This window comes from Empedobacter sp. GD03797 (assembly GCF_029842105.1).
Classification (GTDB): Bacteria; Bacteroidota; Bacteroidia; order Flavobacteriales; family Weeksellaceae; genus Empedobacter; species Empedobacter falsenii_C.
The window spans coordinates 189,994-210,595 of the sequence record NZ_JAOCFS010000002.1 but is presented as its reverse complement, the minus strand read 5'-3'; the positions used below and the strand labels follow the sequence as shown (position 1 = coordinate 210,595).

The window sequence follows — 20,602 nt, the reverse complement described above, 5'->3', positions numbered from 1 at the left end:
ATGAAAAACGTTAACGTTATAATGGTTGGTGCTTTGGCAATAGCTTTGAGTTCTTGTGGAAAGAAAGACAATGCTGCTGCTCAACAAGCACAAGGTCCAACACCTTATCCGGTAGTTGATGTGCCTACGAAAGTGGTGACGAGTTATGATGAATACCCTGCAAATATTCAAGGTATCGTAAATAATGATGTTCGTGCAAAAATCCAAGGATACATTACAGAAGTTTATGTTGATGAAGGCCAATATGTACAAGCTGGTCAGCCTTTGTTCAAATTAGAAACAAATGTTTTAACTCAAAATGCGGATGCTTTAAAATCTGGTGTTGGTGCTGCGCAAGCTAATGTAAAAGCGGCTCAGGCTAATGTAAGTGCAGCGCAAGCGGCAGTGCAAGCAGCTCAGGTAGAGGTGAACAAATTAACTCCTTTGGTACAGAAAAACATTATTAGTAATGTACAATTAGAAACTGCAAAAGCTAATCTAGCAAAAGCACAAGCGAGTTACAATCAAGCTGTAGCGGCTAAGTCTCAAGCGCAGGCTGGTGTTACTCAAGCGCAAGCAAGTTATAAAGGAGCGCAAGCAAATGTTGACTATTCTGTTGTAAGAGCACCTATTAGTGGAGTAGTTGGTTCTATTAATTCTCGTCAAGGGACATTAGTTGGTCCTACGGATCAAACTCCAATTACTACAGTTTCAAATACAAGTAGAGTATATGCTTATTTCTCTATGAATGAGAAAGAATATTTAAACTTTATTTCTAAATCTGAAGGAGCTAGTTTAAAAGATAAATTAAACAAAATTCCAGCAGTAGAATTAGTATTAGCTAATGGAGATGTTTATCCTGAAAAAGGTAAAATACAAACTGTAACTGGTCAAATTAATCCAACAACAGGTACAATTGATTTCCGTGTTACGTTCAATAATGAAGCTAAGCTTTTGGCAAATGGTAACTCAGGACGTATTCGTGTTCCAAAAACTTATGTTGATGTATTGGTTGTGCCAGAGGCTGCAACATTTGAACAACAAGGTATGACTTATGTTTACAAAGTAACAAAAGATACAGCTTATGCAACTCCAATTACTGTTGTAGAGAGAGCAAATAACATGGCAGTTGTAAAAGACGGAGTAAAAAAAGGTGATAAAGTTGTTGCACAAGGTGTAGGTAAATTACGTGATAAAACAGCTGTTAAACCAACTCCAGCAAACTTTGATCAAATCGTAGAATCTACAAAAACGGTATTCTAAATTGTAAATAGATATGTTAAAAAAGTTTATTGAAAGACCCGTATTATCTACGGTAATTTCTATCCTTATATTGATATTGGGGATACTGGGGCTTATATCGCTTCCGGTAACACAATATCCAGATATTGCACCCTCTACTGTAAAAATTTCAGCTTCGTATCCCGGAGCGAATGCAAAGACAGTAATGGAGTCTGTAATTATTCCGATAGAGGAACAGGTGAACGGGGTTGAAGGAATGGATTATATTTCTTCTACTGCCTCTAATAACGGTTCTGCTTCTATCGATGTTGTATTTAAACCAGGTGTAGATGGAGATATCGCACAGGTAAACGTACAAAATCGTGTAGCACGTGCTACACCATTATTACCTTCGGAGGTGACTCGTTCTGGGGTTGTGACGCAAAAACAACAGACATCAGCATTGATGTTTGCTTCGTTTAGTTCAACAAACCCTAAATATGATGAGATTTATCTTCAGAATTATTTGAACATCAACATTATTCCAGCCTTAAAACGTGTAAACGGTGTAGGGGATGCAACTGTGTTTGGTGCGATGACTTATTCTATGCGTATTTGGTTAGATCCTTCTCGTATGGCTAGTTATGGTTTAGTTCCTTCTGAAGTTTCTGCAGCTTTATCTCAAGAATCTCTTGAAGCTGCTGCTGGTTCGTTAGGTGAAAACTCTGGACAATCATTCCAATATACAATCACATATTCTGGACGATACAAGACAGAAGATCAATATCGTAATATTGTTATTAAATCTTTACCAAACGGACAGGTTCTTAGATTAAAAGATGTAGCGAATGTAGAATTTGGTGCTCAATCTTATGCAGGACGTTCTGCAATGGATGGAGATCCTTCTGCTGTATTTGCTGTCTACCAAACGCCAGGATCTAATGCACAAGAAATTATTGTAAACTTAAGAGCTGAGTTAGAAAAAGCTTCTAAATTATTACCAGAAGGAGTTTCTTACACTATCTTAATGGATACAAATACATTCTTAGATGCGTCTATTTCTAAAGTTGTTCACACAATGATAGAGGCGTTTATCTTAGTATTTATTGTTGTATATATTTTCTTACAAGATTTCCGTTCTACATTAGTACCATTGATTGCGGTACCAGTGTCTATTATTGGTACATTCTTTTTCCTTAATCTGGCAGGATTCTCGTTAAACTTATTAACGTTATTTGCCTTAGTACTCGCCATTGGTATTGTGGTGGATGATGCCATTGTTGTTGTGGAAGCCGTGCATGCTCGAATGGAGTCTCATCACGAAGCTCCTATGGATGCAACGAAAAATGCGATGGATGAAATTTCTGGAGCGATTATCTCAATTACATTAGTAATGTGTGCGGTATTCGTACCAGTAACATTTATCTCAGGACCTACCGGAGTATTCTACAAACAATTTGGTATTACTTTAATTGTTGCCATTTTAATTTCGGCATTAAATGCTTTGACGTTATCTCCAGCATTGTGTGCTTTATTCTTAAAACCACATCAAGAAGGAGAGCAAAAACGTAACTTTATTCAACGATTCTTTGATGCTTTCAATGCTTCATTTGATCGTATGACACATAAATATGGTAATTCATTCAAATTTTTAATTAAACACAAATGGATTTCATTCTTATTAATTATTCTTAGTGGAGTAGGAATTTGGGGTATTGGAAAAATGATGCCAACAGGTTTCGTACCAACTGAAGATAACGGATTTATTATTGGTAATATCGAATTACCAGCGGGTGCTTCTATGGACCGTGTGTATGAAGTTGAAAAAGAATTCCAGAAAAAAATTGAAAAAATTCCTGGATTAGATAAAGCAACAATTATCTCAGGTAACTCTATTATTTCTGGAGCTGGTTCTAACTATGGTATGATGTTCATTAAATTGAAACCATTCGAAGAACGTACAACAGATGCTTTATCAGTACAATCAATCATTGGACAATTATTTGGTGCTGCAGCTCAAATTCCTGATGCTCAAATGATTTTCTTCCAACCACCATCAATTCCAGGTTTTGGTATGTCTTCTGGTTTCGAATTGAAATTATTAGATAAAACAGGTGGAGATATTGCTGATTTTGATAAAGTTGCAAAGGAATATATTGGTGCTTTAATGCAACGTCCAGAAATTATGTATGCTCAAACTTCTTTAAATACAGGTTTCCCTCAATACGAAATCGATGTTAATATTGAAAGAGCAAAACAATCTGGTGTTTCAGTAAGTTCTATTTTCTCAACTTTACAAGGATATATTGGAGGATTATATGCAGCTGACTTTACACGTTTTGGTAAACAATACCGTGTGTACATTCAAGCTTCACCAGATGATCGTATCAATGAAACAAGTTTAAATAAAATGTTCGTGAAAACGGATGCAGGTTCAATGACACCAGTTTCACAATTTGTGACTTTAAAACGTGTATATGGTCCTAACTCTGTTAACCGTTTCAACTTATTTACATCAGCTAATATTACAGGAGCTGTAAAACCAGGATTCTCTACAGGTGATGCAATTACAGCAATTAATCAAGTTTCTGAACAAACATTATCTACTTCTTACGGAACTGACTTTACTGGTCTTACTCGTGAAGAGATTAATTCAAGTTCTCAAACAGCAATGATTTTTGCTTTATGTATCGTATTCGTGTACTTTATTTTATCTGCACAATATGAATCTTATGTTTTACCATTCGCAGTATTATTATCTGTTCCTTGTGGTATGATGGGTGCATATTTATCTCAATGGTTAGCTGGATTAGAAAATAATATCTATTTCCAAATTGCCTTAATCATGTTGGTTGGTTTACTCGCCAAAAATGCCATTTTGATTGTAGAGTTCGCTTTACAAAGACGTGTACACGGAATGTCAATTATTCAGGCAGCTATAGATGGAGCGAAAGCTCGTTTACGTCCAATTTTGATGACATCTTTTGCCTTCATTTTAGGATTAATGCCATTAGTATTTGCAACAGGTGTATCATCTGCTGGTAACCGTTCTGTAGCAACAGGAGCAGCATTTGGTTTATTAGTTGGTACAATTTTAGGTTTATTTGTTATTCCAGTATTGTTTGTTGTTTTCCAAACGTTACAAGAAAAAGTTAAACCAATTAAATTTGATCGTCCACAAGAAGAAATTGAACATAATAATTCAATCTAAAAATGAAAAAGTACAGAATATTTAATATTACTTTAATCGCAGCTGGATTGTTTGCTGTTCAATCTTGTTTCGTAGCAAAAGATTATCATCGTCCTGAAGCTGTTGTAAATGAAGCAAATTTCAGAACAGATGTTATTGCAAAAGACAGTGCAAGTGTTGCAACTGTTTCTTGGAAACAAATTTTTACAGACACTCAATTACAAGCTTTGATTAATCAAGGTTTACAAAATAATTTAGATATACGTTCGGCACTGCAAAATATTGCAGTCGCTGAGGCGTATGCTAAACAAGGTAAAGCAGGTTATTTACCAACTTTATCTGTAGGTCCAAAATATACGTTTACAGAAAACTCTCGTAACACTCAGTTTGGTGCATTGATGTCAAAACGTGCACAAAGTCAATACGAAGTTTCAGGGAACTTAAGTTGGGAAGCAGATATTTGGGGTAAAATTAGAAGTAATCAACGAGCATCAGCTGCAACTTATTTGCAAACTGTAGAAGCGCACAAAGCGGTAAAAACACAAATTGTTGCTTCTATTGCAAATGCGTATTACAACTTATTGGCTTTAGATGAGCAAAAAAGAATTTTAGATAAAACTTTAATCAATCGCGAGCAAAGTTTAGAAACAACGAAAGCTTTGAAAGAAGCTGGGAATGTAACAGAAGTTGCAGTTAACCAAACAGAAGCGCAATTGTTCAATGTGAAATCATTATTGGTTGACGTGGAAAATGGAATTAAGATGAACGAAAATGTGATGAGTATTTTGTTAGGAACAAATCCTCAATCTATTAATCGTACAAACTTAGCTTCTCAGAAAATTAATGAAAAATTATCTGTTGGTGTTCCAGCTCAATTATTAGAAAATCGTCCTGATATCAAAGCTGCAGAGTTTGGATTGATGAACGCTTTTGAGAATGTTAACGTTGCAAATGCAAGTTTTTATCCTTCTCTTTCTATTACTGCTACAGGTGGTGTACAAGGAATTGATATCGATAAATTGTTTAGTGCGCAATCTTTATTTGCGACGGTTATCGGTAGCTTAACTCAACCTTTATTACAACAACGTAAATTGCGTACGCAAAAAGAAGTCGCTTTAGCAAATCAAGAAAATGCTTTGATTAATTACAAAAGCAAAATCTTAAATGCAAGTAAAGAGGTTTCCGATGCATTATACACATACGATGCAGCAACGAAGAAAGCTGAATATAAACAAAAAGAATATCAATTATACAATCAAGCAATTACCTATTCTGAAGAATTGTTAAACTACGGTATGGCAAACTATTTAGAAGTAATTACAGCAAGAGACAATGGCTTAAATGCTGAATTGAATGTTGTTGATGCGAAATTATCATCTTTATCATCAATGGTCGAATTATATCGCGCTGTTGGAGGTGGATGGCAATAAGCAATTCTAATCTTAACAAAAAACCTCTCAAATAGTTGAGAGGTTTTTTTTATGCTTTTATTTCTCTAAAACTTCGCAATGAATAATATTATGTGAAGTTCCTACAAATTCTATTAACCAATTTTCTGTTGTTTTTTCGATTCGATCTTCGTCTATCCAAATTTGATAATCAAATGAAATTGGAATCGAAACGAATTTACTTTTCGGATGCGAGGCAAGTTCACTCAAATCTTCCTCTATTTTTTGTTCCATTTCAAATAAATCTTTTGGCTTTGATTTATGAAAACTATAATAATCAATCGCGATTAATTCTAACACAATTTTATCGTTTGTAAATGTTTTTGCAAAATCAAACATCGTCTGAAAAACATCATTCAATGTATGTTTATGGAACAAATGATGTTGCTCAAAATATTGTCCTAATCCCATCAAAAAGTCAAAAATCGAATAGTTTTGCGAAATATATTTCAATGTTTCTGGCGTTCTTGGTTTGTTCCAATAAATCTCCAACGCATTTTCTAAAGCTGTAATATTTTCTAAATCTTTTTCACTTAAAAAATCACTTTTTATAATTTGATACGGAGGTAATTGATCAAAATGATAGCCGTAATTCTCGTATTTTTGACGAACTGGTGTACCTTTCAAAAATTTCAAAAAACCTAATTGCAATTCGGGTGGATAAAGCTTGAAAGTTTCTTCGAAACTAAACTTCAAATCATCAATATACTCTAAAGGCAAACCAACTATCAAATCTAAATGCATTTCGATTCGGTCTTTTAATTGATTGATAACATTTGACGTTTTTTCAAAATTTTGCTTGCGCGAAACTTCTCGATTACTTTGTTGATTAACAGTTTGAATTCCAATTTCGAAACGGAAAAGATTTTTTGGAACTTTTTCGTTGATGAATTTGATAATATCTGGATGAACAATATCGGCAGTAATCTCAAACTGAAAAACATTTCCTTCACGATAATGATCCAAAATAAATTGAAACAATTCAATTGTAAAATCTCGTTTGATGTTAAATGTTCGATCCAAAAATTTGATTGTTTTTCCATGTTTCATCAAATACAACAAATTTTCTTTGATAGTTTCCATTGGCAAATAGCGCATTTTATTGTCTAAACTTGCCAAGCAAAACTCGCATTTATAAGGACATCCACGAGAAGTTTCGATGTAACAAACCTTTTTCTCCAAATCCGCTGGATTATCGTATTGATAAGGATTTCGACCTTCTAATCGATTAATATCAAACTGAATATTTTGCGCATTGAAAACAACTTCGTTCTCTTTTTTGTAAACTAAATTCGGTACATTTTCTATTGCTGGATAATTCGCAGCAAATTCTTCAAACGGAATTTCTCCTTCACCTACAATAATATAGTCGATATAATTATTTGCAATCACATCGTCATATTCGTAACTAACTTCTGGTCCACCTAACAAAATTTTAGTTTCAGGAGAAATTTGTTTGATACGTTTACAAACTTCTAACGTCTGAGTAATATTCCAAATGTAGCAACTAAAACAGATAATATCGTATTTAGCACATTTTTCTGCAACTTCATCAAAGTCAGATTTAATCGTGAATTCTTTCCAAAAAATATTTCCACGATGATGATTCAAATCGTACAAAATACGAATCGCCAAATTGAGGTGAATATATTTTGCGTTTAAAGTCGTTAATAAAATTGATGATTGCATAATGTGTTATTGATGTGCAAAAATAATAATTAAAAACCAATCGCTGTTCCGCCTAGTGAAACACTGGTTTTGTTATACTTTGTAGGCGTTTTTTTCTTTTTCACTTTGATTGAAAAAATAACAGGTTCTAATGGTAATTCGTTTTTCGTTTCAACATTACTAATTTTCATGATTTTGTCTAGACCTTTTGTAATTTCTCCAAAAACTGTAAAATCATGATCTAAACGAGGTTGACCTCCATTTTTCAGATACTCAGTGTGTTGTTCTGCTGTGAATTTGATTCCTTTCTTCGCTTCTAAATTATCTAATTCTTGTGCTGTAATTTTCTTTCCTACAACAAAATAAATTTGATTATAATACGATGCTTTCTCTTTATTTCCATCTCTACCAGCGCCTAAAGCACCCATTTTATGAAAAGCTTTCGGATTAAATTCTGGTGCTAAACGAATCGGTTTTTGTTCTGGATGTTCGGCTTCTCGCGCCAAAATAGGGTCATCTAATTCTCCTCCTTGAATCACGAAATCTTTTACAACTCTGTTAAATTGAGCATTTGTATAAGTTCCTTTGTTAATTTCACTCAAAATCAAATCGCGATGCTTTGGTGTAAAATCGTATAGCATCACATCAAATTTTCCGTAATTCGTTTTGAATTTTAAAGTATAAGTTTGTGCAGAAACAAAACTCGAAATTGAAAATCCAATTCCGAGTGCAATATTTTTTAATAATCTATGATTCATTGTAAATTTTCTTGTTCTAAAGATAGCAACAAATATAGAAACCTGAATGATTTTAAGCTAAATTCATAATCATAATTAAACTTCCAACTCCAATAATTACCCACAAAATAATAGCCATTAATAGAGGTTTGTAACCAATATTTTTCATCATTTTGAATGATAAACTTGTTCCGATTAAGAATAATGTAAGCGTAAGTGCTGCTTTTGATAAATCGATAATAATTGGGCTAAATTGATGAACAAAAGGTATATAGGTATTCACACAAATAGCGATTAAAAATAGACCAATAAACCACGGAATATTAATTTTTGATGTGTTGTTTTTGAAAAACAATAAGGTTAAAAACGATAATGGAATAATCCAAAGTGCGCGAGCTAATTTCACTGTTGTAGCGATTTGTAAAGCTTCTTCTTCGTATTTACTTGCTGCTCCAACGACAGAACTTGTGTCGTGAATTGCGATAGCGCACCATAAACCAAATTCGTGTTGAGATAAGTTGAATAAATGTCCAAGCGGTGGGAAAATCAATAATGCAATTGAGTTTAATGTGAAAACTACTGCTAAAGCAACCGAAATTTGATTGGGTTTTGCTTTTGTAATTGGCGCGATTGCAGCGATTGCACTTCCTCCGCAAATTGCTGTTCCAGCGGAAATTAGGTAGCCTGTAGCTTTTTCAATTTTGAAGAGTTTGGTAAATAAAAATCCTAAAATCATCAACGTAGAAATACTTACAACGGTGAATACAATTCCTTCTTTTCCTGCTTGTATAGCCGAAAAAATATTCATTCCGAATCCTAAACCTACCACAGCAACTTTCAGTAAAGTGTTTGATACTTTTCGTGATTGTACTTCGTATGGATTTCCAAATATTTGCGCAACAACAAATCCTAAAACTAATGCGATAGGAGAGCTTATAAAAGGCATTAAACATAGAAATGCACAAATTAAAAAGATAACTTTTTGTGTAGTGAATTGTTGAAATAAGCCTTTTTCTGAATGTATAATTTTCATGATTTGAATAATTTTATGGTACAAATTTCTTGTACTTATTATTCAAAAAGAAATGATAAAAAGTAATCTATTATTACTTTAAGTTATAACTATTGCAAAAATTAATAAACAAATTCACCAATTTAGATTGATCACCTTCTGGAATGATAAAATTGAAATTACGTTCTATCACAAGGTTTTTAATGTCAATAATAGTTAAAGTTTGATTTTTAAGTTCTTGTAAAATAGATTGAATTGATAAAAACGCTAAAGCATCAGAATGTAACACATACGATTTTATACTTTCTGTACTTCCCAATTGAATTTCGATATTGAGTTCATTTAGCTTTATATTTTTCGATTTTAAAGCTAAATCAATGGTTTCTAAAGTTCCAGAACCAGGTTCCCGAAAAACCAACGGAATGTTCTTTAAATCATCTAATTTGATATTATTTTTGGTAAAAATAGAATGATTTTGACGAGAAACTAACACAATTTCATCTTTCATAAACGGAAAATAATGAAACGTTCTATTTTTGATTTGAGCTTCAATTAAACCGACATCGATTTTATGATTTCCTAATAATTCTTCAATTCTTTCCGAATTTTGAATCACCAAACTCAATTGAATTTCAGGAAATCTTTTTCGAAATTCTGCCAAAATAGGAGGTAATACATATTGCGCAATTGTCGTACTTGCACCCAAACGTAAAATTCCTTTTTGTTTTTCTTGTAATTGCCCAATTTCAAATTCCATTTTTTGATAAACAGAAAAAATTTCTTCTGTATATTTTAATAGAATTTCACCAGCTTTGGTCAATTTTATTTTCGTCCCATTTCGTTCAAATAACTTAATGTTAAGATTTAATTCAATTTCTTTAATGTGTTTTGTAACAGCTGGTTGTGTTATGTTTAATTCGTTTGCTGCTTTCGTGAAATTCAATCGTTTAGCAACCGTATCAAAAACTTTTAATCTAAAATCGAACATAAGAAATTATTGAAATAAGCTTAAATTGTATTGCTTTACCAAATCCAAAATCATATGATATCCAGCTGCGGAATTCCCATGTTCGTCAAGTGCAGGACTGAAAACGCCGATACCAATTTTGTTTGGAACGGAAACGGTAATTCCGCCACCAACGCCAGATTTACTTGGTAAACCAACGGTGCGTGAATATTTGCCACTAAATTCATACATTCCAGCAGTCAACATTTGAGATTGAATTAACTGTGAGATTTCTGGATTTTTATACGTTGCATCACCATCAAAACGTGTGCATTGATGCGCAAAGAAATAACCAATTTTAGCTAAATCTTCGGCAGTTACTTCGATAGAACATTGTTTGAAATAGTTGTTCAACTTTTCTTCATCACCTTCAATCAAGCCATTATTTTTCATCAAATAAAACATTCCACGATTTTTGTGTCCCGTTTCTTTTTCAGAATTATAAACGGATTTGCTATAATCTATCGAATTATTTTTGGTGATGTAGCGAACCATTTCAAGGATTTTTTTGAAAGGAATTTCACCTTCACCATCAATCATAGAAGTTGTTAAAATCGCACCAGCATTCATCATTGGATTCAGAGGTTTTCCTGTCGTTTCAAGGTTTGCGTAATGATTAAATGGTTTATCTGTTCCGAAATAACCCATTTTAGAAAATACATTTTTCTCCCCTTTTTCTGTAACAGCAATCATCAACGCAATGATTTTAGAAATACTTTGAATTGTAAATTTTTGATTGATATCGCCAACATTTATCACTTTACCATTTTCATTAACTACAGAAAAAGCAATTTTATCGGCTTGCATTTTTCCTAATTCTGGAATATAATCGGCAACTTTTCCTTCTTTGTAAAAAGCTTTATTTTTCTCAAGAATATCGCTTAATGTTTTTTCATTAATCTGTAAACTTTTCGAACTATTTTTTGACGTATTTTGCCCATAAACCGTTTGATTGATTGGATTAAAACACGTTAAGGTAAGACTTAAAAGTAATGTTGAGAATGTATATCGTTTCATTTTATTTGATGTAAAACACAAACTTAAAAAATATTTGGTTGATTCGCCGAGATAAAATAGTTTTATATAAAATGTAGAATCTAAAATTTATATAAAAATGAAATATTTCGTCCTATTGTTATCGAGTTTGTCTTTTGCGCAAACCTATCAAGTGATTAATGAGGAAAATTCGTCTGTTAGTTACCGAGGTTTGGCTTTTCAGGATGCAAAAACGTTTATTGTTTCGGGTTCAAAAAATACAATTGGTAAAACGACAGATGGCGGAAAAACATTTAGTTGGATTAATCCCAAAGTTGTAGAAAATAGAGATTTTAGAGATGTAGAGGTTTTAGGAAAAGATAATTATTTGGCTTTAGGAATTGATTCTCCTGCTTATATTTTGCAATCGAAAGATGGCGGAAAATCGTGGAATAAAGTGTATGATAATAATGAAAAAGGTATTTTTTTAGATGCAATTTATGTGGATAAAACTTCGAAGAAAATTACTGTTTTAGGCGATCCAATGTCACCAGATAAACCATTTGTATTAACGTCTTCGATTACTGATCCTACAAAATGGGAAGTTGCTAAATCGCTTCACGGTCAACCTTTACGTCTAAAAAATCCGAAAGAAGCTTTTTTTGCGTCAAGTGGAAGTAATTTGTATGTAGATGCGAAGCAAACCTTGATTGCTACAGGTGGAGAGTTATCAAATTTGTACTATTATACGCCAAAAGGTGGACAAATGTACGTATTAGAGAAAACGAAAAGTTCTACTTCTGGAATTAATGGAATGGCTTATGACGCGACAAATAATGTTGGATACTTGGTTGGCGGAGATTTTACAAAACCAGAAGATTCGAGCTACAATTTCTATAAATTTAAGTTGGCAAATGGAAAAATTACCTTTCAAGATTCTTGGAAATATCCAATGGGATATAAATCTGGTGTAACAATTATTTCAAAAGATAAAGTCTTGGTTTGTGGCTATTCTGGAGTGGATTATTCAGCGGATGGAGGACATAATTGGACTACTATTACAGAAGATAGTTACAATACTTGCACAGTTTCGCCAGATAAAAAATATGTGATTTTGGTGGGAAATAAAGGAAAGATTGGAAAAGTTACGTTGTAAAAGATTTCTAACATTAAAATTAGATTAGAAATTGATTTTCAATTTTATAAATAATCATTTTCTTAGTATATTCGAATAACCTAATACAATTCATAGTAAAGGGTGGTTAGTAGTTTTTTTAGCAAAAGTTCAGATAATTTTATCTGAACTTTTTTCGTTAAAATTATTCTTAAAGTTGAGAATTTATTCTTCTAATGATTTCATAATCTTTAACTTTAATAAAATTCAATCTAAAAAATATTCAAAAATGAAAAGAAGTGCAAAAGCAGTTTGGAATGGTTCGGTTACAGAAGGATCAGGAACATTAACCACACAAAGTACAGTATTAGATAATACACAATATTCGTTCAAAAGTAGATTTGAAGAGGGAGTAGGAACAAACCCAGAAGAACTTTTGGCAGCGGCTCATGCAGGTTGTTTTACAATGAAAACTTCAGGTTTATTGGGAGAAGCGGGATATACAGCAGAAAAATTAGAAACCGATTGTAAAATTGTTTTTGAAGGAGGAAAAGTTGTTCGCTCAGAATTAAGTTTAACTGCAAAAATTCCTTCGATTACAGATGAAGAATTTCAGAAAATAGCAAAAGAAGCAGAAGAAACTTGTCCGATAAGTGTTTCATTTAGCTTCGAAAAAGTATTGGTGTCTGCAGTTTTAGTGGAATAAATTGTTAGAATCAAAATAAAAAATCCAACAAATTACTTGTTGGATTTTTTTGTTATTTCAAAACAGGAATTTCGATATAAGAATCGTGATAAATTCGTTGTGTTTGTTTCAAGAAATCTTTCGCAGTTGCTTCGTAAACATTCATAAATTGTTGCGGATTACGGTCGGCTAAAGGAAACCATGTATTCTGAACTTGAATCATGATACGATGTCCTTTCTTGAAAGTATGTCCAACATCTGGCATAGAATACGTCACGTTTGTTTTCAGATTAGGAACCATTGCTTCGGGTTTTTCAAAACTATTGCGGTATTTTCCTCGCATAATTTCGGCACGAATCAAATTTTGATATCCAGCTATCAATTTTCCATTATATTTTGGTATATCTTCAGGGAAAACATCAATCAATTTTACTACATAATCAGCATCTGTTCCCGTTGACGAAACAAATAAATGATTGATAATTGGACCTGTAATCGTCATATCTTCCGTTAAAATATCGGTTTGATAAACCATAACATCAGGACGAGTTGACGCAAATCGTTGATCGTCGACCATATATTCTCGCGGACGACTTTCTAAAACACCACCTTGATACGGAACTGGATTATTTGGATCTGCTACATATTCATCAAAACTTACATTATTAGTCTGTTGAAAAGATATTTTTCCGTTAGCTTGTAAATACATTTTCTGCGTTGTCACATTCTTTGGAGGCCAAGTATCAAACTGTTTCCATTCGTTAGAACCTGTGATAAAAATTTGCGCTTCTGTTGGTTTGAAATTTCCTTTGTCTTTTAAATAATAATTGAAAAAAGGCAACTCAATTTGTTGTTGATAATATTCACCTGTTGGCGTTCCAAACTGCATATCACCAAATGTATCGGCTTTAGAGCGAACCCAACCACCATGAAACCAAGGTCCAGCTACCAAAATATTTGTTGCATTCGGATTTTGCTTTTCAATTGCTTTATAGGTTTCAAATGCACCATAAACATCCTCTGCATCAAAGAAACCACCAACCGTCATCACAGCAGGTTTCACATTGGTAAGATGCGGTAAAGGATTTCGATCTTGCCAAAATTGATCATAATCAGGATGCGCAAACAAATCATTGTAGAATTTGATATTATCTTGGAAATATTTATCCTTCAATTCCTTTACAGATCCGCCTTCTAAATAAAAACGGTAATTATCTTTGATTGGATATTCTAATGATTTTGGACCTTTATCTGGCGTAATTGGTTGCGGACGTTTCACACCAAATGACGACATAAATTTGAAAGAATCATTCAGAAATAAAACACCATTGTGATGAAAATCATCACCTAAAAACCAATTCGTAACTGGTGCTTGTGGCGAAACAGCTTTTAGCGTTGGATGTGAATTAACCAAACTCATTGTCGAATAAAATCCTGGATAAGAAATTCCATAGATTCCAGCTTTTTGGTTGTAATTTTTCATGTTTTTTGCCAACCATTCCAACGTATCGTAGGTGTCTGTACTTTCGTCTATTGCCTTTTTATTTTTCGTTTTATTAACTGGTCGTACATCTTCAAATTCGCCCTCGCTCATCCATTTTCCTCTCACATCTTGGTAGACGAAAATAAACCCTTCACGCATTTCTGCAGGGAAATTTCCAAGCGATTTTTTATACTCATTTGCTCCGTAAGGCGCAACTGTATAAGGCGTTCGATTAAGTAAAACAGGATATTTTTTGGTTTGATCTTTTGGCGTATAAATAGCTGTAAACAATTTCTTTCCATCTCGCATCGGAATTAATTGTTCAGTCTTTTCATAATACTCTCTAACATAGGCAGAATCTGCTTTTGCATCTTGCGCATAGCTAATCCCACTCATCAAAATAAGACTAAGTAGAGTGGCTTTTTGAGTAAATTTTTTCACGTGTTTATCAATTTTACAATACTATAAATGTAAAAAACTTTTAAATTTTACACTTATAAATCGAATTATTTTCTACAAATGATTTCAATATCGATAAAGTTTTAATTATTTTTTATGAATTCGAAAATTCGAACACTTTTTTTGACTAAATTAGTTAGCCAAAATCAATTGAAATGAAGTTAACTGTAAAAGCAACAATTCAAATTCAGAAATCTAAAAATGAAGTTTTTGATGCGATTGTTAATCCAAATAAAATGAATCAATATTTTATTGCTTCTTCGACGGGTGCTATCGAAACTGGAAAAATTGTTGAATGGAAATTTCCCGAGTTTGATGATATTTTTCCTGTAATGGGAGGCGATTTAAAACAAGATGAATATATTTCTTTTGATTGGAGCGGTGGAGTTGATGATATGTTGGTGGAGATTTTTCTCGAAAAAGGAGAAAATGATTCGACAATTGTTAAAGTCATTGAACATGAAATGAATGATGATGAAGCTGGAATTAAGCAATTGATGGGACAAACAGAAGGTTGGGCGAATTTCTTGGCGTGTCTGAAAGCTTATCTCGAATACGGAATTAATTTGCGCAAAGGTGCTTTTGATTTTATGAAACCTTAAAAATCAACAAAAAACTATACGTATGATCACAATCGAAACAATAATAAATGCTCCATTAGATCAAGTTTGGAAAGCTTTTAATTCTCCTGAAGATATTGTAAAATGGAATCAAGCTTCTGATGATTGGCATTGTCCAAAAGCAGAAAATGATTTGCAAGTTGGAGGAAAATTAAACAGTACGATGGCTGCGAAAGATGGCAGTTTTCAATTCGAATTTGAAGCTAAATATGACGAAATCATTCCAAATAAGTTTATTCGTTATTACATTGCAGATGGTCGCAAGGTTGAAATCAATTTTCATGAAGAGAATAATTTAACCAAAATCACAGAAAAATTTGAACCAGAAAGTCAAAATCCTACTGAAATGCAACAACAAGGTTGGCAAGCTATTTTGAATAGTTTCAAGAATTATGTTGAATCAAAACGCTAAAAATAGTAGAAGATGGATGAAAATAAATTGAAAATTGGTCAAATGGTTTGGGCTGATTTAACTGTTGAAAATTCGACTGAATTAAAAGATTTTTACAAAGAAGTGATTGGTTGGGAAGTCAAAAATGTTGCGATGAAAGATGACGAAGAGGAGTACAATGATTATGTAATGATGTCTTCTCCAGAAAATGCAGCTGGTGGAGTTTGTACGAAACGTGGGATGAATAAAGGAATTCCTTCGCAATGGATTATGTACATTAGTGTAGAAAATGTTGCGGAAAGTTTGCAAAAAGCGTTGGAAATGGGAGGGAAATCTATTCATGAGATTAAAAATAAAGAAGGAAATCTTCAATTTGCAATTATAGAAGATCCTGCTGGAGCTGTTTTTGGATTAGCAAATGCTTAAAATATGAAAAAAGTATCGTTTACAGAAGTTATTTATGCGCAGCCTAAGCATGTGCATAAAGTAATGATTGCACCAGATTCGTATAAAATTTGGACAAGGCCGTTTAGTGAAACTTCAGATTTTAAAGGAGATTGGTCCGAAGGTTCTCACGTTTATTTCACTTATGAAACTGAAAAAGGTTCGGCTGCGATGATTGCTACAATAGATGAAAATATTGTAGGAAAATCAATCAAAATGCGTCATATCGGAAAGCTGAACGAAGATGGTCAAGAGATTTTTGATGGACCAGAAATTGATGCGTGGAAAAATACAGAAGAAACCTATAAATTGGAAGATGTTGAAGGTCATACACGATTAACCTGTTCAGTAGAAATAGATGATCAGGTTTTTCCAGAAACTCAAGTCAGAGAAATGTGGATAAATGCACTACGCAAGCTGAAAGAGATTTGCGAGGAATAATGATGATGACAGATAATTTTACAACTATTGATGAATATATTCTTGGGTTTGATCAAGCCAAACAAGATATTTTAGAAAACATAAGAAAAATTATTTACGAAGTTGTACCACAAGCAACAGAAACGATTAATTATAAAATGCCCACTTTCCGATTAAATGGAAATGTGATTCATTTTGCGATGTTCAAAAATCATGTAGGGATTTATCCTGGAGCTGAAACAATCGAACATTTTCAAAATGATTTGACGGATTATAAAACATCAAAAGGTGCGATACAACTTCCTTTGGATAAAGCTTTACCGAAGAAATTATTGAAGGAAATTGTGTTGTATAAAGTTAATTTGATGAAGGATCAAAAATCTGGAGAATGGACAAAATATAATGGTAATTGGGTTGAAGCGAATGAGAAAATTCAACAAGTTGTAAATGAAACAGAACTAGTAAAAGAGTTTAAATGGGGTGGAGATATTTACACGTTCAACAAGAAAAATGTGTTAGCATTTAGTGGTTTCAAAAATCATTTTGCGTTGTGGTTTCACAATGGCGTTTTCTTGAAAGATCAATACAAAGTTTTGGTGAACGCAAATGAAGAAAAAACGAAAGCTTTGCGTCAATGGCGATTTAATTCTGCCGATGAAATTGATGTCGAAAAAGTAAGAGAATATGTCTTAGAAGCGATTCAATTGGTGAAAGATGGAAAAGAAATAAAACCTCAAAAATCTACGCCAAAAGAAGTTGATGGGATTTTGAAAGAAACTCTAAATCAAGATGATAAATTATTTACTTCATTTAAAGCTTTAACCCCTGGAAAGCAAAAAGAATACATCGAATATATTGATGAAGCAAAACAAGAGAAAACGAAAATTTCTCGTATCGAAAAAATAAAACCTATGATTATGGAAGGTAAAGGTTTGAATGATAAATACCGAAAATAATGCAATACGAAGTCGAAAATTTAGAAGAATATTTAACGTCAATTCCTGTAGAAAGAAAAGAAGCTGTTGAGAAATTAATTAAAATTTTGGCGGATAATTTACCCGCTGGTTTCGAGTTGCAGTTGAGCTATGGTCATCTTGGGTTTGTTGTCCCGCATTCACTTTATCCGAATGGTTATCATTGTGATCCGAAATCGCCGTTGCCGTTTATCAATATCGCTTCTCAAAAGAATTTTATTGCGTTATATCACATGGGAATTTATATGGATGATAAATTACTGAATTGGTTTGTTGATGAATATCCAAAATACTCGAAACGTAAATTAGATATGGGAAAAAGTTGTATTCGTTTCAAAAAAGTGGAAGATATTCCGTTCGAATTACTCGGAGAATTAGCGCAAAAAATTACGCCACAACAATGGATAGAAAATTATGAAAAAGTTCTACTTACTCGAAAAAAATAAATCATGTCACAAATCGATAAATTTTTAAAAAAAATAGAAAAAAATAATAACCGCGAATGGTTTACAGAACATAAAGTTGAATTTCATACGGCGAAAGCGGAAGCAGATTCAATTTTCAATGCGATTTATCAAGAATTAAGTAAAAAGGAAGAATTAGAACCGCTCAAAATTTATAGAATTTACAGAGATGTTCGTTTTTCTCACGATAAAACTCCTTATAAAACTCATTTTTCTGCACAAACAGGTCGTAAAAAACCACTTAATAGAGGTGGGTATTATTTTCATATTCAACCGAATCATAATTTTATTGGTGTTGGTTTTTGGGGACCAGAGCGCGATGATTTGCTTCGTATCAGAAAAGATATTGAAGTTTCGGATGAATTAGCAAAGATTTTGCAATCAAAAACGATTCAGAAAGAATTTGGAAAAATGCAAGGAGATGAAGTGAAATCTGCACCAAAAGGTTTTTCTAAAGATCATGAACGAATTGAATTATTACGTAAAAAGCAATATTTATTCATCAAGAATTTCACGGATGAAGAAGTTTTAGCAAAAGATTTTCCGCAGAAAGTGGCGAAATCAATTCAAGTTCTTCAACCATTTTTAGATTACATGACCGAGGTTTTAACAACCGATGAAAATGGTCAACCATTATATTAAAAAAATAATCACAAAAAATACAATATTATGGCTAAAGTACACGCTTACTTAAATTTTAACGGAGATTGCGAAAAAGCATTTCAGTTTTATGAAACTGTTTTTGAAACGCAAAATATTGGGATGTATAAAATGGGTGATATGCCGCCAAGTACAGAATTTCAGATTCCAGAAAGTGCAAAGGAAAAAGTTTCGCATGTGGCATTGTTTATTAATGAAACAACAATGTTAATGGGTTCTGATGTTGTCGAAGAATTTGGACAAAAATATCAAGCAGGAAATAACAATTACATTATGCTTGATGTCGATAATCCTGCAGAAGCGCATCAATTATATGATCGTCTTTCGGTGAATGCAAAATCATTAGAAATGCCTTTGGCAGAACAGTTTTTTGCTGAACTTTATGCGTCTTTTATTGATCAATTTGGAACACCTTGGATGATTCATTTTGAAGGAAATAAAGCGCATTCGATGTAAAATAAAATATTGTACTATTATTACAGATTTAATAACGAAATTGAACCTTAATAAAATAAGTATGAAAGATTATCGAATTCATTTTTACAGTCAAATTTTGGTAAAATCTTATTTATATCCATGAAATATAGCTTTTTACTTTTAATAATTATTTTTACTTCGTGCAATTCGTATAATGTAAATCGCCTCGAAAAAAATGTTTCTTTAAATGAAAATAATACTGTTCAGCTTAGTTTAGAGGAACAAAAAAATTATGTTATTATAAAGAATGATTTTCCAGAGGGTTCAGATAAACTTCATGAAAAAATTGACCAATCTGTAAAAGGATTATTTAATGATGAAAATACGATCGTTAATTCATTAGAGTTTTATGATAAATACTATAAGTCTAATGAATTTATGAATTTTATAAATCATGATACTTACTATGATTATGCATTTATTGTAGAGTTAAAAGTAGAACCGTATATTCAAGTAGCTCAGTATCTAAGTCTTAATAAAGCGAAATTACCTGAAGAAGGTAAAAGTAGATATAGCATTGCTTTACAGGTTCTTAATTTAAAAAATAGAGAGCTATTATTTTCTCAGCAAAGAAATTTTGAGTTAAATAATACAACATTAACTAAATCTCCAGAATTTATTACGTCTTATGAGGAAAATTATTTTATTAATAATTTTTCAGATATTTTTAGAAATATAATAAATTATTAAAACCGAGTTTAGCTCGGTTTTATTTTGCGCTACATTTTGCGTGATGATATACAGGAAAATTGCATGAATTCGCAATAAAGCACAATTCGTTTGCTTTTTTATGAAGTGAAATCGCCAACTCAATTTGTGATGAATCAGAAATAATGATGTCAGGAAATAAATCTACTTTTACAATCTTTCCGCTTCCATCAGGATTGACTTGCAATGTTGCTTCCGAATGATCTTGGTAAGAAATTACATCAATTTTATGTTGCATACAACAATATAAATACGACATCATGTGACAAGAAGTCAAACTACTCAAAAGTAAATCTTCGGGATTGTATAAATTTGGATCACCTTTGAAAGCTTTCGCAGCAGAAACCTCTAAATCAGGTTTTCCTTCAATCGAAATGTGATGACTTTTTGTATAAATTCTGCTTAAAGAAGAAGAAATATTATCTTTCTTCATCCAATTTAGCGCAACTTTAAATAAATGATTCATT

At 32.5% G+C, this 20,602-nt stretch carries 21 protein-coding genes; 14 read left to right on the top strand and 7 right to left on the bottom strand.

Annotation, left to right across the window (positions count from 1 at the left end):
- Genes N5D90_RS02940 through N5D90_RS02930 form a run of 3 tightly spaced genes read left to right on the top strand, consistent with a single transcriptional unit; the run spans position 1 to position 5,820 of the window.
- Positions 1-1,242, top strand: a complete 1,242-nt coding sequence (locus tag N5D90_RS02940) for an efflux RND transporter periplasmic adaptor subunit (RefSeq protein ID WP_038330599.1) — start codon at positions 1-3, stop codon at positions 1,240-1,242.
- A 13-nt stretch (positions 1,243-1,255) separates the two neighbouring features.
- Positions 1,256-4,411 (top strand): efflux RND transporter permease subunit, encoded by a 3,156-nt coding sequence (locus tag N5D90_RS02935; RefSeq protein WP_280061501.1) that lies wholly within the window; start codon positions 1,256-1,258, stop codon positions 4,409-4,411.
- Between the two features lie 2 nt (positions 4,412-4,413).
- Positions 4,414-5,820, top strand: a complete 1,407-nt coding sequence (locus tag N5D90_RS02930) for an efflux transporter outer membrane subunit (protein ID WP_280061500.1) — start codon at positions 4,414-4,416, stop codon at positions 5,818-5,820.
- A 57-nt stretch (positions 5,821-5,877) separates the two neighbouring features.
- On the opposite strand, the gene N5D90_RS02925 is transcribed toward N5D90_RS02930, so the two are convergent.
- From N5D90_RS02925 to glsA, 5 genes are all read right to left on the bottom strand, one after another.
- A complete protein-coding gene (locus tag N5D90_RS02925) occupies positions 5,878-7,527 on the bottom strand; it encodes a B12-binding domain-containing radical SAM protein (protein ID WP_280061499.1) in 1,650 nt (549 codons plus the stop codon).
- A 29-nt stretch (positions 7,528-7,556) separates the two neighbouring features.
- Positions 7,557-8,264 carry a peptidylprolyl isomerase gene (locus tag N5D90_RS02920; RefSeq protein ID WP_280061498.1) on the bottom strand — a complete coding sequence of 236 codons (708 nt, stop codon included), beginning with the start codon at positions 8,262-8,264 and terminating at the stop codon, positions 7,557-7,559.
- A 52-nt stretch (positions 8,265-8,316) separates the two neighbouring features.
- Positions 8,317-9,276, bottom strand: coding sequence for a YeiH family protein (locus tag N5D90_RS02915; RefSeq protein WP_280061497.1), 960 nt, complete (start codon positions 9,274-9,276; stop codon positions 8,317-8,319).
- Between the two features lie 73 nt (positions 9,277-9,349).
- Complete coding sequence (locus N5D90_RS02910; RefSeq protein ID WP_219033970.1) at positions 9,350-10,243, bottom strand: LysR family transcriptional regulator; 894 nt, start codon at positions 10,241-10,243, stop codon at positions 9,350-9,352.
- A 6-nt stretch (positions 10,244-10,249) separates the two neighbouring features.
- Positions 10,250-11,278 carry a glutaminase A gene (glsA, locus tag N5D90_RS02905; protein WP_280061496.1) on the bottom strand — a complete coding sequence of 343 codons (1,029 nt, stop codon included), beginning with the start codon at positions 11,276-11,278 and terminating at the stop codon, positions 10,250-10,252.
- Positions 11,279-11,375: 97 nt separating this feature from the next.
- Between glsA and N5D90_RS02900 the strand changes: the two genes are divergently transcribed.
- Both N5D90_RS02900 and N5D90_RS02895 read left to right on the top strand, forming a co-directional pair.
- Positions 11,376-12,392, top strand: a complete 1,017-nt coding sequence (locus tag N5D90_RS02900; protein ID WP_280061495.1) for a YCF48-related protein — start codon at positions 11,376-11,378, stop codon at positions 12,390-12,392.
- Positions 12,393-12,639: 247 nt separating this feature from the next.
- A complete protein-coding gene (locus N5D90_RS02895; protein ID WP_125350069.1) occupies positions 12,640-13,056 on the top strand; it encodes an OsmC family peroxiredoxin in 417 nt (138 codons plus the stop codon).
- 52 nt (positions 13,057-13,108) lie between these two features.
- On the opposite strand, the gene N5D90_RS02890 is transcribed toward N5D90_RS02895, so the two are convergent.
- Entirely contained in the window at positions 13,109-14,959 is a 1,851-nt protein-coding gene (locus tag N5D90_RS02890) for a CocE/NonD family hydrolase (RefSeq protein WP_280061494.1), read from the bottom strand.
- Between the two features lie 173 nt (positions 14,960-15,132).
- On the opposite strand from N5D90_RS02890, the gene N5D90_RS02885 reads away from it, so the two are divergent.
- From N5D90_RS02885 to N5D90_RS02845, 9 genes are all read left to right on the top strand, one after another.
- The gene (locus N5D90_RS02885) at positions 15,133-15,579 is read left to right on the top strand and encodes an SRPBCC domain-containing protein (protein ID WP_038330618.1); all 447 of its coding nucleotides are present in this window, start codon (positions 15,133-15,135) and stop codon (positions 15,577-15,579) included.
- 22 nt (positions 15,580-15,601) lie between these two features.
- Positions 15,602-16,009 carry an SRPBCC family protein gene (locus tag N5D90_RS02880; RefSeq protein ID WP_115000356.1) on the top strand — a complete coding sequence of 136 codons (408 nt, stop codon included), beginning with the start codon at positions 15,602-15,604 and terminating at the stop codon, positions 16,007-16,009.
- A gap of 12 nt (positions 16,010-16,021) precedes the next feature.
- Positions 16,022-16,414, top strand: coding sequence for a VOC family protein (locus N5D90_RS02875; protein WP_280061493.1), 393 nt, complete (start codon positions 16,022-16,024; stop codon positions 16,412-16,414).
- Positions 16,415-16,417: 3 nt separating this feature from the next.
- Positions 16,418-16,873: an SRPBCC domain-containing protein gene (locus tag N5D90_RS02870; RefSeq protein WP_115000354.1), complete on the top strand. Its 456-nt coding sequence runs from the start codon at positions 16,418-16,420 to the stop codon at positions 16,871-16,873.
- Positions 16,828-17,808 carry a DUF1801 domain-containing protein gene (locus N5D90_RS02865; RefSeq protein WP_280061492.1) on the top strand — a complete coding sequence of 327 codons (981 nt, stop codon included), beginning with the start codon at positions 16,828-16,830 and terminating at the stop codon, positions 17,806-17,808. Before N5D90_RS02870 ends, N5D90_RS02865 begins: the two co-directional genes overlap by 46 nt.
- On the top strand, positions 17,808-18,272 hold the full coding sequence (locus N5D90_RS02860; RefSeq protein ID WP_115000350.1) for a DUF1801 domain-containing protein: 465 nt from the start codon (positions 17,808-17,810) through the stop codon (positions 18,270-18,272). Before N5D90_RS02865 ends, N5D90_RS02860 begins: the two co-directional genes overlap by 1 nt.
- A 3-nt stretch (positions 18,273-18,275) precedes the next feature.
- On the top strand, positions 18,276-18,932 hold the full coding sequence (locus tag N5D90_RS02855; RefSeq protein WP_280061491.1) for a DUF2461 domain-containing protein: 657 nt from the start codon (positions 18,276-18,278) through the stop codon (positions 18,930-18,932).
- A gap of 27 nt (positions 18,933-18,959) precedes the next feature.
- Complete coding sequence (locus tag N5D90_RS02850) at positions 18,960-19,406, top strand: VOC family protein (protein ID WP_280061490.1); 447 nt, start codon at positions 18,960-18,962, stop codon at positions 19,404-19,406.
- Positions 19,407-19,526: 120 nt separating this feature from the next.
- Entirely contained in the window at positions 19,527-20,117 is a 591-nt protein-coding gene (locus tag N5D90_RS02845; protein WP_280061489.1) for a hypothetical protein, read from the top strand.
- 19 nt (positions 20,118-20,136) lie between these two features.
- On the opposite strand, the gene N5D90_RS02840 is transcribed toward N5D90_RS02845, so the two are convergent.
- Positions 20,137-20,601 carry an OsmC family protein gene (locus N5D90_RS02840; protein ID WP_280061488.1) on the bottom strand — a complete coding sequence of 155 codons (465 nt, stop codon included), beginning with the start codon at positions 20,599-20,601 and terminating at the stop codon, positions 20,137-20,139.
- Position 20,602: the final 1 nt, after the last annotated feature.

Coding starts and splice junctions, on each gene's coding strand:
- N5D90_RS02940 (WP_038330599.1), top strand. CDS start 1: ATGAAAAACGTTAACGTTATAATGGTTGGTGCTTTGGCAATAGCTTTG.
- N5D90_RS02935 (WP_280061501.1), top strand. CDS start 1,256: ATGTTAAAAAAGTTTATTGAAAGACCCGTATTATCTACGGTAATTTCT.
- N5D90_RS02930 (WP_280061500.1), top strand. CDS start 4,414: ATGAAAAAGTACAGAATATTTAATATTACTTTAATCGCAGCTGGATTG.
- N5D90_RS02925 (WP_280061499.1), bottom strand. CDS start 7,527: ATGCAATCATCAATTTTATTAACGACTTTAAACGCAAAATATATTCAC.
- N5D90_RS02920 (WP_280061498.1), bottom strand. CDS start 8,264: ATGAATCATAGATTATTAAAAAATATTGCACTCGGAATTGGATTTTCA.
- N5D90_RS02915 (WP_280061497.1), bottom strand. CDS start 9,276: ATGAAAATTATACATTCAGAAAAAGGCTTATTTCAACAATTCACTACA.
- N5D90_RS02910 (WP_219033970.1), bottom strand. CDS start 10,243: ATGTTCGATTTTAGATTAAAAGTTTTTGATACGGTTGCTAAACGATTG.
- glsA (WP_280061496.1), bottom strand. CDS start 11,278: ATGAAACGATATACATTCTCAACATTACTTTTAAGTCTTACCTTAACG.
- N5D90_RS02900 (WP_280061495.1), top strand. CDS start 11,376: ATGAAATATTTCGTCCTATTGTTATCGAGTTTGTCTTTTGCGCAAACC.
- N5D90_RS02895 (WP_125350069.1), top strand. CDS start 12,640: ATGAAAAGAAGTGCAAAAGCAGTTTGGAATGGTTCGGTTACAGAAGGA.
- N5D90_RS02885 (WP_038330618.1), top strand. CDS start 15,133: ATGAAGTTAACTGTAAAAGCAACAATTCAAATTCAGAAATCTAAAAAT.
- N5D90_RS02880 (WP_115000356.1), top strand. CDS start 15,602: ATGATCACAATCGAAACAATAATAAATGCTCCATTAGATCAAGTTTGG.
- N5D90_RS02875 (WP_280061493.1), top strand. CDS start 16,022: ATGGATGAAAATAAATTGAAAATTGGTCAAATGGTTTGGGCTGATTTA.
- N5D90_RS02870 (WP_115000354.1), top strand. CDS start 16,418: ATGAAAAAAGTATCGTTTACAGAAGTTATTTATGCGCAGCCTAAGCAT.
- N5D90_RS02860 (WP_115000350.1), top strand. CDS start 17,808: ATGCAATACGAAGTCGAAAATTTAGAAGAATATTTAACGTCAATTCCT.
- N5D90_RS02855 (WP_280061491.1), top strand. CDS start 18,276: ATGTCACAAATCGATAAATTTTTAAAAAAAATAGAAAAAAATAATAAC.
- N5D90_RS02850 (WP_280061490.1), top strand. CDS start 18,960: ATGGCTAAAGTACACGCTTACTTAAATTTTAACGGAGATTGCGAAAAA.
- N5D90_RS02845 (WP_280061489.1), top strand. CDS start 19,527: ATGAAATATAGCTTTTTACTTTTAATAATTATTTTTACTTCGTGCAAT.
- N5D90_RS02840 (WP_280061488.1), bottom strand. CDS start 20,601: ATGAATCATTTATTTAAAGTTGCGCTAAATTGGATGAAGAAAGATAAT.